Origin of the sequence: Bradyrhizobium sp. 137, from assembly GCF_023074095.1 — a bacterium.
GTDB lineage: Bacteria > Pseudomonadota > Alphaproteobacteria > Rhizobiales > Xanthobacteraceae > Bradyrhizobium.
This window is the reverse complement of sequence record NZ_JADPKU010000127.1, coordinates 103,256-116,088: the sequence shown is the minus strand read 5'-3', so window position 1 is coordinate 116,088 and position 12,833 is coordinate 103,256. Positions and strand designations below refer to the sequence as shown.

Sequence of the window (12,833 nt, the reverse complement as noted above, 5' to 3'; positions counted from 1 at the left end):
CAACCCAAATCCCCGGCGCCGCTTCTAGCACGGGCGCCACATTTGTGGCGAACGCCGCGCTAGCCAGCCGGACACGATTTGATTCAAACAATTACACGTTCCCCGGGTCTTGAGCCGGAGCAGATGCCGCTCTTTCGACCTGGCCGCGTGATTCGGAGCTTGCTGGTTACGACCTTTGATAGTCGTCTTCAATCCGGATGATGTCGTCTTCCCCGAGATAGCTTCCAGTCTGGACCTCGATCAGTTCCAGCATGATTTTACCGGGGTTCTCCATCCGGTGAACGGCGCCCATCGGAATGTAGATCGACTCGTTCTCGTGCACCGCTTTCACGGTATCGTTGACCGTCACCTGTGCCGTGCCCCGCACCACGATCCAGTGCTCGGCACGATGGTGATGCTTCTGCAGCGACAGGCGGCCGCCCGGCTTCACCACGATGCGCTTGACCTGGTGGCGCGCGCCGTTGTCGACCGACTGGTAGCTGCCCCAGGGCCGGTGCACCTTGAGATGCTCCTCGGTGACCTTCGGCGCGACCGCCTTCAGCTTGGCCACCAGACGCTTCAAGCCGTTGGCGTCCTTCTGGCGCGAGACCAGCACCGCGTCCGCAGTCGCGACCACCACGAGATCGTCGACGCCTTCGAGCGCGACCAGCGCGGAATCCGTCGTGACGTTGCAGTTGCGGGAATCTTCGAACACCGCGGTGCCGTGCGCGGCGTTGCCTTGCGCGTCCTTCTCCGACAATTCCCACACCGCGAGCCAGGAGCCGACATCGGACCAGCCGCAGGACACCGGCACGACTGCTGCACGCGAGGTCTTTTCCATCACCGCATAGTCGATAGAGATCGCCTTCGCCGCGCCGAAGGCCTCGGGCTCCAGCGTCACGAAGCCGAGATCGCGGCCGGCATTGGTGACGGCGCTCGTAACCGCCTCGATGCTCGCCGCATCGACCATGCGATATTCGTCGAGCAGCACGCCGGCCGGGAACATGAAGTTGCCGCTGTTCCAGAGATAGCCGGAATTGACGTAGTCCGATGCCTTCACCGCATCCGGCTTCTCGACGAAGCGCGCGACCGCATGCACCTCGCCCGATATCACCTCGCCCGGGTTGATATAGCCGTATTCGGTCGCCGGCCGCTCCGGCTTGACGCCGAACGTGACGATGCGCCCGGCATTCGCTGCCGCAAGGCCTTCGCGGCAGGCGGCGACGAAGGCGGCATTGTCCCGCACCACGTGGTCGGCGGCGAGAGCGAGCACGATTGCCTCGTTAGCGCGTTTCTGCGCGAACACCGCACCCGCAGCGATCGCAGGCCCGGAATCGCGCCGCATCGGCTCGAGGATCACGTCGGCCTCGATCCCGATCTCGGTGAGCTGCTCCAGCACCATGAAGCGATAGGCCGCATTGGTCATGACGATCGGCCGGTCGAACAGCGAAGGATCCGAGACCCGCAGCAGCGTGTCCTGGAAGGTCGAGCGGGCGCCGAACAGCGGCAGGAATTGCTTGGGCCGCACCTCGCGCGAAGCCGGCCACAGCCGCGTGCCGGCACCGCCGCACATGATCAGGGGGATTATGCGTTTGTCCATCGTCATCTCAAACCTTGAAATAGTCCCGATACCAGGTGACAAAGTTACGGACCCCATGCTCGATCGGCGTTGACGGCGCAAAGCCGCTGTCGCGCATCAGATCCTCGACATCCGCGAACGTTTCCAGCACATCTCCCGGCTGCATCGGCAGCAATTCTTTGATCGCCGTCCGGCCCAGCTCCCGCTCCAGAAGACCGACGACGTGCATCAGTTCCTCCGGATGGTGATTGCCGACATTGTAGAGCTTTGACGGCGCATTTGCGGCAGCCGGATCGTCCGCAGGCACGAGATCGATCAGCCTGGATACTACACGCGTCACATCATCAATATAGGTGAAGTCGCGGCGCATCCTGCCATGGTTAAAAAGCCGGATCGGCCTGCCCGCCATAATGGCATCTACAAAGAGAAACATGGCCATGTCGGGCCGTCCCCACGGCCCGTAGATGGTAAAGAAGCGCAGGCCGGTGACCGGCAGCCGGTAGAGATGGCTGTAGGACTGCGCCATCACTTCGTTGGCCTTCTTGGTCGCGGCGTAGAAGCTCACGGGGTGGTCAGTGCGGTCCTGCACGGCGAATGGCATTTTTGTGTTGGCGCCATAAACGGAGGATGACGATGCGTAGACGAGGTGACGACAGCCATTGTTGCGGCAGCCTTCGAGCACGTTGAGAAAGCCCTGCAGATTGGAATCGGCGTAGGCATGCGGCTGCTCGATCGAGTAGCGCACGCCGGCCTGGGCCGCGAGATGCACCACCTTGGCAAATTGATGTCGCGCAAACAGCGCCGCGATCGTGTCACGATCGGCGAGGTCGGCCTCGACGAAGGAGAAACCGGGCTCCTTCTTGAGCAGTGCAAGGCGCGCTCGCTTCAGCGCCGGATCGTAATAGCTGTTGAGGTTGTCGAGCCCGACGACGGACCGGCCTTCGGCCAAGAGCTGGCGGGCAACGTGAAAGCCGATGAAGCCGGCAGCGCCCGTGACCAAAATCGCCTGATCCGTCATTCTGTTCCCCAGGGATCCCTTGCCCACAGAGCCTGTTTAGCCGCCACTTCGTGGAGGTCGCAATAGGCCTGCCGCTCCTCATGCAGGCCTTCAAACGCCGCTGCACAGCGTCTTACATCGGCTATTGCAAGATCGGCGCCAAAACCATACCAAAGCGGCCGAATTCGGCGCCTCGCGTCGGGTTGCCTCCAATCTTCGCAAACCTGTTCATGCGGGCGAGATGCGCCGAATCCTGTTTTCTGCGGCCAAGATCCTGATTTCCGCGGCGCTGCTCTATCTGGCGCTGCGCAAGGTGGACCTGTCCGAACTGTTCTCGCGCTTCACGGTGTCCAGCCTGTTCTGGATCGGCGTGGCGATCGCGGTCGCGTTCCTGCAAATCTTCGTCGGCGTGCTGCGCTGGCGCGAGATCAGCGCCGCGTGCGGCGCGCCGCTCGAGCTCGGCCGTGCCATGCGTTACAACGTGATCGGTGCCTTCTTCAACCAGACCCTGCCGTCGGCGATCGGCGGCGATGCGGTCCGGCTGTGGCTGGTTGCGCGCGCCGGCGCCGGCTGGCGCGCGGCGACCTACTCGATCTTCGTCGATCGCGCGATCGGCTTGATCGCGCTCGCGGTGCTCATCGTCGCGAGCCTGCCCTGGAGTTATACCCTCATCACCGATCCGCACGGGCGCTCGGCGCTGCTGCTCATCGATTTCGCGGCACTGGCGGGCGGCCTCGGCTTCCTGATCTTCGGCGCGTTGAAATGGCGCTGGCTGAAGACCTGGTGGGCGACGCATCACATCCACGCCTGTGCCGTGATCGCCAATCGCGTGATCTTCAGCCGCAGCCGCGGACCGATCATCGCGGTCCTGTCGGTCCTCGTTCACGTGCTCGCCGTCGTCGTCGCCTGGTGCGTCGTGCAGGCGATCGCCGCGCCAATCAGCTTCGGCCAGATATTCCTGCTGGTCCCGCCGGTGATGCTGATCACCATGATGCCGATCTCGATCGCGGGCTGGGGCGTGCGTGAAGCCACCATGAGCCTCGCGTTCGGCTTCGCCGGACTCGCCGCAAACGAAGGTGTCAACGTCTCGCTGCTGTTTGGCGCCGTGTTCTTCATCGTCGGCGCGATCGGCGGGTTGGTCTGGATCCTCAGCGCGGAGAAGGCCGCGCAAGGGTCGGTCCCGATCGGAGTGCCCGAGTGAGCTCGGCCGCAGACGCCCTCGCCGCCGTGCCGTCGCTGCTTGCCGTCGCAATCGCCGCGCTGGTGTCGGCGCTCATCACCTGGAGCAGCCGTCCCCTGCTCCAGCGCTACGCGCTGGCACGGCCGAACGCGCGCTCCTCGCATCGCATTCCGACCCCGCAGGGTGCGGGCATCGCCGTGATCGCGGCGACGCTCATCGTCGCCTCGCTCTTTGCGAGTGTCGCGAACGTCGCGATCCCGCCCGCACTGCTCGGTGCGACGGTCTTGATCGCGCTGGTCGGATTTGCCGACGACATCGTATCGCTGCCGGTGCTGGTGCGGCTGGTGCTGCAGGCCGCGGCCGTCGGCGCCGTGGTGTTCACCGCGCCCGAGACTGCGCGCATCGTTCCGGCGCTGCCGCTTGCGCTGGAGCGCGGCCTCATCCTGCTCGCAGGGGTCTGGTTCGTGAACCTCGTCAACTTCATGGACGGGCTCGATCTGATGACGGCCGCGGAAGTGGTGCCGGTCACCGCGGCGCTGCTGCTGCTGGGATGGCTGGGCGAGCTGCCATGGCCGGCCGCGCTGGTCGCGGCGACGCTGTGCGGCGGCATGCTCGGCTTTGCGCCGTTCAACCGTCCGGTGGCAAGAGTCTTCCTGGGCGATGTCGGCAGCCTGCCGATCGGCCTTTTGCTTGGCTGGTGCCTGCTCGAGCTCGCCTTTCGCGGGCAGACGGCCGCGGCACTGCTGCTGCCGGCCTATTATCTCGCCGATTCCACCATCACGCTGTTTCGACGGATCGCGCGGCGCGAGCCGTTCTGGTCGGCGCACCGTACGCATTTCTACCAGCGCGCCACTGACAACGGTTTCACGGTCCCGCGGGTGATCGGCGAGGTCTTCCTGCTCAACCTCGTGCTCGCCGGGCTCGCCATCCTCACCATCCGTGCCGCCGCGCCGGCGGTCACCACGAGCGCACTTGTGGCCGGCGCGCTCGCGGTCGGATGCGTGCTGCACCGCTTCTCGCGGTCTCAGGGCTCCTGATCCGACACCGCCAGACGCAAGCCCTCCTCGAGGGTGAGCTGCGGCTGCCAGCCGGTTGCGATCGCCTTCGAGATGTCGAGCTCGAGCGAGCCGATCAGGCCGTCATGCATATCCTGACGCCCGGTCACGCGCAGGGCCGCGCTGAGCAGGTTTGGCGGTATGCCGAACAGCCGCGGGCGCTTGCCGGAGGCTCTCGCGAGGCACGCGATGAATTCGGGCGTCGAGACCCTTTCCCTGTCGGCCAGCAGGAAGATCTCGAAATTGCTCGTGGGGTCGGGATGGCCGAGCCGGTGCAGGATGAACGACGACAGGTTTTGCACGCATAGAAAGTTGCGGCGATTGCGGATCGCCGCAAAGGGCAGCGGCAGCCCCAGCCTGACCGCGCGCGCCAGCAGCGGGAAATTGCCCTTGGCGTGTGCGCCGTAGATCAGCGGCGGCCTGATCACCGAGATTTTCATGTCGCTGTCCCGCGCCAGCGTCCTCAAGCCCGCCTCGGCCTCGGCCTTGGACGCGCCGTAGAGGCCACGCGGCGTCGGGACATCGCGCTCGCTGAACGGGGCACGGCCCTCGTTGCTGCGGCCGTGCACCAGAACAGTGCTGATGAAGATGAAATGGCGTACGCCGGCCGTCGCTGCGCAGCGCGCCAAGCGCAGTGTGCCCTCGACATTGACCTTGCGGTAGAGCTCGACCGCGCGCTCGTCGTTCTTGTAATGCACGCGCGCGGCGAGATGGATGACGGCGTCGACGCCTTCAAGCGCGGCCCGCCAGTCGGTTTCGGGGCCGATCGATGCGATCACGACCTCGTCGCCGGCCCCTTCCGGGCTGCGCACCGCGCACCGGACCGACCAGCCCTCACGCGTCAATGCGCGCACGACATGACGGCCGATGAAGCCACTCGCTCCCGTCACCAGCGCGACCGGCTTTATCTCGCTCATCATTGCTCCGACAGAACAGCGTTGCGCAACAATCCGTCGACCGGCACGATCAGGCCGCGGTCGACCCGAATTCGGGAACCGCATCCTTCAGGATGGTCCTGATGGTGGCGCGATCGTCGCGCGCGATCGCCTGCTCCAGCGCCGCAATCCATTTGCGCAGCGTCTGCATCGGCGGCTCGTTCGGCTGCGCCGCCATGATGCCGGCAACGCCGATTTCGCGGGTCGGCTCCTCGGAGGCGAATAGGATCTCGTACAGCCGCTCGCCCGGCCGCATGCCCGTGAACACGATGTCGATGTCGTAGCCGGGCTCAAGGCCCGAGAGGCGGATCATACGCTCAGCGAGATCGACGATCTTCACCGGCTGTCCCATGTTGAGGACGTAGACCGAGACATCGGGCCGCGTCTGTCCGAGTGCGTGCGTTGCCGCCGTGATGACGAGATCGCAGGCTTCCCGGATGGTCATGAAGTAGCGGACCATGTCGGGATGGGTGACGGTGACGGGGCCGCCGGCCTCGATCTGGGCTTTGAACTTCGGCACCACCGAGCCGTTCGAAGCCAGCACATTGCCGAACCGCACCGAGATCAGCCGCATCGGCGGCCTGGCGCCGCCGCTCGCTACTGCGAGATCATGGTCGAGCGCCTGGCAATACATCTCGGCGAAGCGCTTGGTCAGGCCGAGCATCGATACCGGCTCGATCGCCTTGTCCGTCGAGATCATCACCATGGCTTCGGCGCCTGCGGCAAGCGCCGCATCGGCGACGTTGATCGAGCCGAAGATGTTGGTCTTGACTCCCTCGCTCCAATCGCGCTCGAGGATCGGCACGTGCTTGAGGGCCGCGGCGTGAAACACGATGTCGGGCTTGAACTCCGCCATCAGGCGTATGATGCGCTCGCGGTCGCGGATGTCGGCAATCCGCCCTTCGATCGCAGCGCCGGAGCCGTGCGCGGCGAGCGTCTCCGTGACGGCGTAGAGTGCCGGCTCGGAATTCTCCAGAATCAGCACGCGTGCAGCACCGAAGGTGACCACGCGCTCGCATATCTCGGACCCGATCGAGCCGCCGCCGCCGGTGACGATCACCGCCTTGCCCTTGATCAGCGCTTCCAGGCGCGCATAGTCGATCTTCTCGCTCGGCCGCAACAAGAGGTCCTCGACCGCGACCGCCGTGAGCCGTGGCGCCTCGCCGCTCTCCAGCGAGGGCATGCGGCTCACGATCACGCCTAACTTGCGTGCCCGCATCAGGACCGATTCGGGATGGGCTTCCGGCTCGAACGCCGACGACGTCATCACGATGCGGGCGATCGGCTTGTCGCGCTTGGAAAAGTCCCCGATGACGTCCTCGAAATCGTCGATGCCGCCCAGCACCGGCACGTTGCGGATGAGCTGGCCCAGATCGGCGCGCGAGGGCGACAATATGCCGACCGGCCAGATCCGCTTGATCGCCCCGCTCTCGATGCCGCGCAACAGCACCTCGGCATCCGCAGTCCGGCCGATCAGCAGCGTCGGCGCGGCGTCCTCGGTGCGCGCATGACGCCGCACCCGCGTATAGCGGAAGTAGCGGTAGGTCATGCGCAGCGCGCTGAGGAAGCCGATCTCGAGAAACCAGTAGAGGACGATGGTCACCTTGCCGACGAAGAAGCTGCCGCGGACGTTGGGCGCGACGAAGATGTAGTCCAGCACCAGCAGCGCGAGCGTCAGCACGGTTGCAGCGCGGATGATGTTCAGCGCATCCGGCAGCGAGATGAAGCGCCACTTCGTCGTGGTCAGGTTGAAGAGGAAGAACACGACCACGGCCAAGCCGAGGAAGTAGGGTAGGATCTGGAACAGGAGCGGCAGGCGCGCGAAGAAGCCGTCACCGCCCTCGAATCGCAGATAGAAGGCGGCAAAAAGTGCCGCAGTGGTCGCAAGCACGTCGTGCAGCGCGATCAGGAAATTGCGCGAGGTGAGATGCGAAAGACGCGTCATCCGCCGGCCGATGAAACCCAGTTAGGTGCAACCTGACGGCGCTGATAGCCCATCTCGGCAAGACATGCCAGTCAGAGCGTAGCAACCGCGCGCCGGCCGTTCAGGAACCGCAGTCCCCCGCCTTCACCTCCACCTGTCGTGCCCGGATCACCATGCCGCCGGCAACGCCGACGCCGATGACGTACATCCAGCCCTCGTGGAAGTCGAACAGATGGGAGTTGAACAACGAAGTGAAGACGTTCTGCACCACCACCAGCAGCCCGATCCAGTCGGCAAGCCCCTCGCCACGAAACAACAGCAGATGCAGGATCCAGATCGCATAGAGAGCGGCGATGCCGATAGCGCCCCATTGCACGGCGACGTTCAGCGTCTGGTTATGGGGATTGCCGATCACTTCGGCGGATGCCTGGTACTGACCGCGGGGCGTTGCGACCCGCTCGAACAATCCCCGCGTCGAGCCTGTGCCGTGGCCGAAGATCGGCGCCTCCGCGAAGAAGCCGAGCGATTTCCGCCAGAACTCGAGCCGCATGCCCATCGAGGTCGGCTCGCCCCTTTCCACATAGCCGGTGTAATCCCTGGCGAACCTCTCGGCGGTCTGCCGCAAATGCGGCGAAGCCTGCCAAGCCAGAACGGCGCCGGCGAGCAGAACGGCGGCAACGATCGCTATGCTGCGGCCTTTGAGGTGAAGCAGCGCGAACACGCCGAACAGAATCGGAATGGTGACGAGCGCCGTGCGCGACACCACCACGAAGGCCATGTTGACGAAGAAGCTGAGTGCCAGCACAGTGAGCAGCCCGGCCAGCCAGTAACGCTTCTCACGCAGCAGCGTCACGACCGGATAGGCGAGCGCGACCGCGCAGAGCGCGAATTCCTGGCTCTGGTCGATATAGTTCTTGACGAAGATGCCGCGTTCGGGCGGGTCGGTCTTGAGCGCAAGGTTGGGATAGAAGGCGACCAGCCACGACATCACCGACAACAGCGCGCAGGACACCAGGAACGCGACGATCACCCAATGCCCGCGCCGCGAGCGCTCGAAATGGTAGAGCAGGACGGGCAGCACGAGCAGCTTGACGGTTGGGTTGACCGCATATAGGCGCGCGCCCCAGGACGCGTCCGACCACAGCGTCCCCGCCAGCGCGAGAACGACCAGCGCAATCGGCGCAACGCAGATCGGACGCTTCAGCGACTGCAGGAATGCGCGGACGTCGAGAAACGGCACCATGCACAGCAGCATGAGGGCATTGAATATCCCCGCGAGCGACGTCGACCAGGGCAGCGAAGCCGCGGTCAGCACCGCAAAAATGTCCACCGTCTCGCGCCAGGCCGCCGGGCTGCGCAGGCGCCGCAAGAGCATATGGCCCGTCGTCTCGCGGGCGAGCGCCGTCACTTGCTCCCTCCCCGCGCGCGATGCACCAGCGCGGTGGTGCTGAAGCCCTGGAGGATGTCGACCAGCACGACCGTCCCGCCCGTGGCCTCGACGACCTCGTGGCCGACCACCTGCTCGCGGGTATAGTCGCCGCCCTTCACCAGCACAGCCGGCTTGATCTTGGTGATCAGCTCGATCGGCGTGTCCTCCTCGAAGATGACGACGAGATCGACGGCCTCGAGCGCGGCCAGCACCTCGGCACGCGCGCGCTCGTCCTGGACCGGACGATCGGCGCCCTTCAGCCGCCGCACCGACGCGTCGCTGTTGAGACCCACGATCAGGCGGTCACAGGCGGCGCGCGCCGCGGTCAGCACCTTGACGTGGCCGGGGTGGAGGATGTCGAAACAGCCATTGGTGAAGCCGACGCGCTGGCCCTGCCTCGTCCATTCGGCGAGTTGCGCGTCCAGCGCGTCCGGCTCGAGCACGATCTTCACCTCGGCGGCGAGATAGGCGTGGGGCAGGATCTTTCGCCGCAGCTCGGCCGCGCTCACGGTGGCGGTGCCCTGCTTGCCGACGGCGACGGCGGCGGCGGCATTGGCCATGCGCAGCGCCGTGTCCCAGTCCGCGCCCGCTGCGAGCGAGACCGCAAGCGCGGCGGCAACCGTGTCGCCGGCGCCGGAGACGTCGCGCACCTTCACCGGGAACGCCGGAACATGGACCGCCTCGCCGCTGCGCGGCACCAGCGTCATGCCGTGCTCGCCCAACGTGACCAGGATCGCCTCGCAATCGGCGAGCCGCATCACGTCCTCGCCGGCATCAACGATGCTCTGCGTGCTGTCGGCGCGGCTCCGCGTCGCCTCCGAAAACTCCTTGCGGTTGGGCGTGAGCAGCGTGGCGCCACGATAGATCGCCCAGTTCAGGCTCTTGGGGTCGACGATGACGGGCTTGCCGAGCTTTCGCGCGGCGTCGATGGTGTGGCGGATCACGCGTGCGGTCAGCACGCCCTTGGCGTAGTCGGACAGCAGCACGATGTCGGCGCGCGCGATCTGCGGCAGGATCGCCTCGATCAGCTTCGTCTCGGTCGCATCGGAGGCAGGCCCCGCCTGCTCCCAATCCGCACGCAACATATGCGTGGAAAAATGCTCGGAAACGAAGCGGACTTTTCGCGTGGTCGGGCGCGAGACGTCGCTCACCAGAACGCTGTCGATGCCGGCGTACTCCGCCAGCGCCGAGGCAAGCCGCCTGCCCGCATCGTCCTCGCCGATGAGCCCGACGAAGATGCAGCGCGCGCCGAGGGAGGCGACGTTGCGCGCGACGTTGCCGGCGCCGCCGATATGGATCTCGCTGCGCTGTGCCGAGATCACCGGCGCGGGCGCTTCCGGCGAGATTCGCGACACCTCGCCATAGACAAACTCGTCCAGCATGATGTCGCCGATGCACAGCACCGTGCGGCCGCTGATGGCCTGTGCGAGGGCATCGAAATCGAGGATGGGTGTCGGCATGATCTTTGGGCCTCAGGTCCTTGGGGCCTCAGCGGAAGCGGTCGGGCCGGTCGAGGTAATCCCCGACATAGGCCTTGACCGCGTTCTCAAGCGTCGTGAAGCCACCGTTATAGCCGGCGCGGTGGAGACGATCGACCTTGCTCTGGGTGAAGTATTGATAGCTGCCCCGGATCGCCTCGGGCATGTCGATGTATTCGATGTTGGGGCTTTTGCCGAGGGCTGCATAGGCTGCCAGCATCAGGTCCTTGAAACTGCGCGCCTTGCCGGTCCCGACGTTGAAGAGGCCGGAGACCGACGGCGTCGCCAGCAGCCACATGAGGACGCGCACGACGTCGTCGACATAGATGAAATCGCGGCGCTGGTCGCCGTCAGCAATACCTTCGCGATGCGACTTGAACAATTGCACGACGCGGCCCGCTTTCACGTCATCGAAGCGGCGCGCCAGCACGCTGATCATCGAGCCCTTGTGGTATTCGTTGGGGCCGAACACGTTGAAGAATTTCAGGCCCGCCCATTGCGGCGGGAGCCGGTCGCCCCTCGCTACGCGCTCGGCAACAGCGAGGTCGAACAGGTGCTTGCTCCAGCCGTACAGATTCATCGGCCGCAGCTTTTTCAGCGCCGGCAGCGAGAAATCGTCGTCGAAGCCATCCGCGCCATCGCCATAGGTCGCGGCCGATGAGGCATAGATGAACGGCACCGCATTCGCCGTGCACCAGTCCAACAGGCGCATCGAGAGGCGGAAATTGGTCTCGATCACGAGATCGCCGTCGGTCGCGGTGGTCTCGGAAATCGCACCAAGATGGATCATTGCGTCGAGCTTGCGGCCCTTCAGCCAGCCCTCCAGTTCGGCCGGCGGGACGATATCCACAAGCTGCCGCTTGGCGAGGTTGCGCCATTTGCCGTCAGAGCCGAGGAGATCGCAGACCACGACGTCGCTGCGGCCGGCCTGATTCAGCGCGGCGACGACGTTCGATCCGATAAAACCGGCCCCGCCGGTCACCAGCAACATTCCACCTACCTGCCCGATTTTCTGAAGGCCCGGTCCTGCCGTAGCGCATGATCTGCCAAAGTGTAAGCGGTTTTGGCATCGTTCCTCAGCCGGCTTTACCTGTTGGCTGGGAGCGGCTAACCGAGCGCCCATATCAGCTCGCCCGATCGTATTAACAATGAATCAAAATTCGAAACTTGGTGAACATGCAGACCGGGACGACACGCGCCCGATCCTGATCATTCCCTACATGTGGATCGGCGATTTCGTCCGGAATCACACCGTCGTGCGGGTGCTAAATCAGCGATGGCCAAACCGGCCGGTCGATCTCCTGACCACCTCGCTGTGCGCCCCGCTGGTCGATTACATGCCCGGCGTGCGCGCTGGCGTCGTTTGGGACCTGCCGCGCGGCCGGCTCGCAATTGGCCGCCAGCTCAGCCTGGCAAAACGCCTGCGCGAGCGGAACTACGGCACCGCCCTGGTGCTGCCCCGGACCTGGAAGGCGGCCATCGCGCCCGCGCTAGCGGGCATTCCCGAACGGGTCGGCTTCGTCGGCGAGTTCCGGTTCGGCCTGCTCAACCGCTGGCGCTGGGGCGAGAAGAAGCTGCCCCGCTTCATCGACAAGAACGCCGCCCTTGCCCAGCCCGACGGCGCGCCGCTGCCTGCGGAATGGCCGGTGCCGCAATTGCGGGTCCCGGCCGAGGAGATCGCCCGCTGGCGGCAGGCCAATGGCCTCAGCGCCGGCGCAGCCGTAGCGCTGGCGCCCGGCTCCGTCGGGGCGTCCAAACGCTGGACCTACTATCCCGAGGCTGCCCGGTTGCTGGTCGAGCGCGGCCTGGAGGTCTGGGTGGTCGGCGGCCCCGCCGAGAAAGGCCTCGCCCGGGAGATCGTCGCAGCCGGCGGCGCGGGGGTGCGAGACCTCACCGGCAACGACCTGCGCAATGGCGTGCTGGCCATGGCCGCGGCCGGCGTCGCGATTTCCAACGATTCCGGCCTGATGCACATCGCAGCCGCCCTGGGCACGCCCACCATGGGCATCTTCGGGCCAACCGACCCCTATCTCTGGGCCCCACTCAACGGCCTTGCCGCCACCGTGGTCCAGAACAAGAGCGTGCTGTCCTGCCAGCCGTGCCAGAGCACGATCTGCAAGATGAACGACCACCGCTGCATGCGCGACATCGCGGCGAGCGAGGTGGTCGCGATTGCGCAGCGGGTGTTGAGTGAAGCGGAAGCGCGGACGACGACGTGAGGCGATCCGGCCATTGCCGATGATGACATCCTGCCAGTGTTTTGCCCGACAAGTCAAA

10 protein-coding genes are annotated in these 12,833 nt (G+C 65.5%); 3 read left to right on the top strand and 7 right to left on the bottom strand.

Features of this window, described 5'->3' with window-relative positions; all coding sequences use genetic code 11:
- Window positions 1-166: 166 nt before the first annotated feature.
- Together IVA78_RS31685 and IVA78_RS31680 are read right to left on the bottom strand one after the other, a co-directional pair.
- The gene (locus IVA78_RS31685) at window positions 167-1,579 is read right to left on the bottom strand and encodes a mannose-1-phosphate guanylyltransferase/mannose-6-phosphate isomerase (protein WP_247422001.1); all 1,413 of its coding nucleotides are present in this window, start codon (window positions 1,577-1,579) and stop codon (window positions 167-169) included.
- Window positions 1,580-1,586: 7 nt separating this feature from the next.
- Window positions 1,587-2,576, bottom strand: coding sequence for an NAD-dependent epimerase (locus tag IVA78_RS31680; RefSeq protein WP_247422002.1), 990 nt, complete (start codon window positions 2,574-2,576; stop codon window positions 1,587-1,589).
- A gap of 220 nt (window positions 2,577-2,796) precedes the next feature.
- Here IVA78_RS31680 and IVA78_RS31675 point away from each other — a divergent pair, with 220 nt between their 5' ends.
- The gene (locus IVA78_RS31675) at window positions 2,797-3,756 is read left to right on the top strand and encodes a lysylphosphatidylglycerol synthase transmembrane domain-containing protein (protein ID WP_247301761.1); all 960 of its coding nucleotides are present in this window, start codon (window positions 2,797-2,799) and stop codon (window positions 3,754-3,756) included.
- Window positions 3,753-4,772: a glycosyltransferase family 4 protein gene (locus IVA78_RS31670; RefSeq protein ID WP_247422003.1), complete on the top strand. Its 1,020-nt coding sequence runs from the start codon at window positions 3,753-3,755 to the stop codon at window positions 4,770-4,772. Before IVA78_RS31675 ends, IVA78_RS31670 begins: the two co-directional genes overlap by 4 nt.
- Here the strand turns inward: IVA78_RS31670 and IVA78_RS31665 are convergent.
- From IVA78_RS31665 to rfaD, 5 genes are all read right to left on the bottom strand, one after another.
- Window positions 4,760-5,707, bottom strand: a complete 948-nt coding sequence (locus tag IVA78_RS31665) for an NAD-dependent epimerase/dehydratase family protein (protein WP_247422388.1) — start codon at window positions 5,705-5,707, stop codon at window positions 4,760-4,762. The two genes, IVA78_RS31670 and IVA78_RS31665, sit on opposite strands and share 13 nt — an antisense overlap.
- A 49-nt stretch (window positions 5,708-5,756) precedes the next feature.
- Window positions 5,757-7,670, bottom strand: coding sequence for an SDR family NAD(P)-dependent oxidoreductase (locus IVA78_RS31660; RefSeq protein WP_247422004.1), 1,914 nt, complete (start codon window positions 7,668-7,670; stop codon window positions 5,757-5,759).
- Between the two features lie 100 nt (window positions 7,671-7,770).
- Window positions 7,771-9,057: an O-antigen ligase family protein gene (locus IVA78_RS31655; protein ID WP_247422005.1), complete on the bottom strand. Its 1,287-nt coding sequence runs from the start codon at window positions 9,055-9,057 to the stop codon at window positions 7,771-7,773.
- Window positions 9,054-10,538 (bottom strand): D-glycero-beta-D-manno-heptose-7-phosphate kinase, encoded by a 1,485-nt coding sequence (gene rfaE1, locus IVA78_RS31650; protein WP_247422006.1) that lies wholly within the window; start codon window positions 10,536-10,538, stop codon window positions 9,054-9,056. The genes IVA78_RS31655 and rfaE1 overlap by 4 nt, the downstream gene beginning before the upstream one ends.
- Before the next feature lie 28 nt (window positions 10,539-10,566).
- On the bottom strand, window positions 10,567-11,547 hold the full coding sequence (gene rfaD, locus IVA78_RS31645; RefSeq protein WP_247422008.1) for an ADP-glyceromanno-heptose 6-epimerase: 981 nt from the start codon (window positions 11,545-11,547) through the stop codon (window positions 10,567-10,569).
- A gap of 157 nt (window positions 11,548-11,704) precedes the next feature.
- Here rfaD and waaF point away from each other — a divergent pair, with 157 nt between their 5' ends.
- Window positions 11,705-12,775 carry a lipopolysaccharide heptosyltransferase II gene (waaF, locus tag IVA78_RS31640; protein ID WP_247422010.1) on the top strand — a complete coding sequence of 357 codons (1,071 nt, stop codon included), beginning with the start codon at window positions 11,705-11,707 and terminating at the stop codon, window positions 12,773-12,775.
- Window positions 12,776-12,833 lie beyond the last annotated feature (58 nt).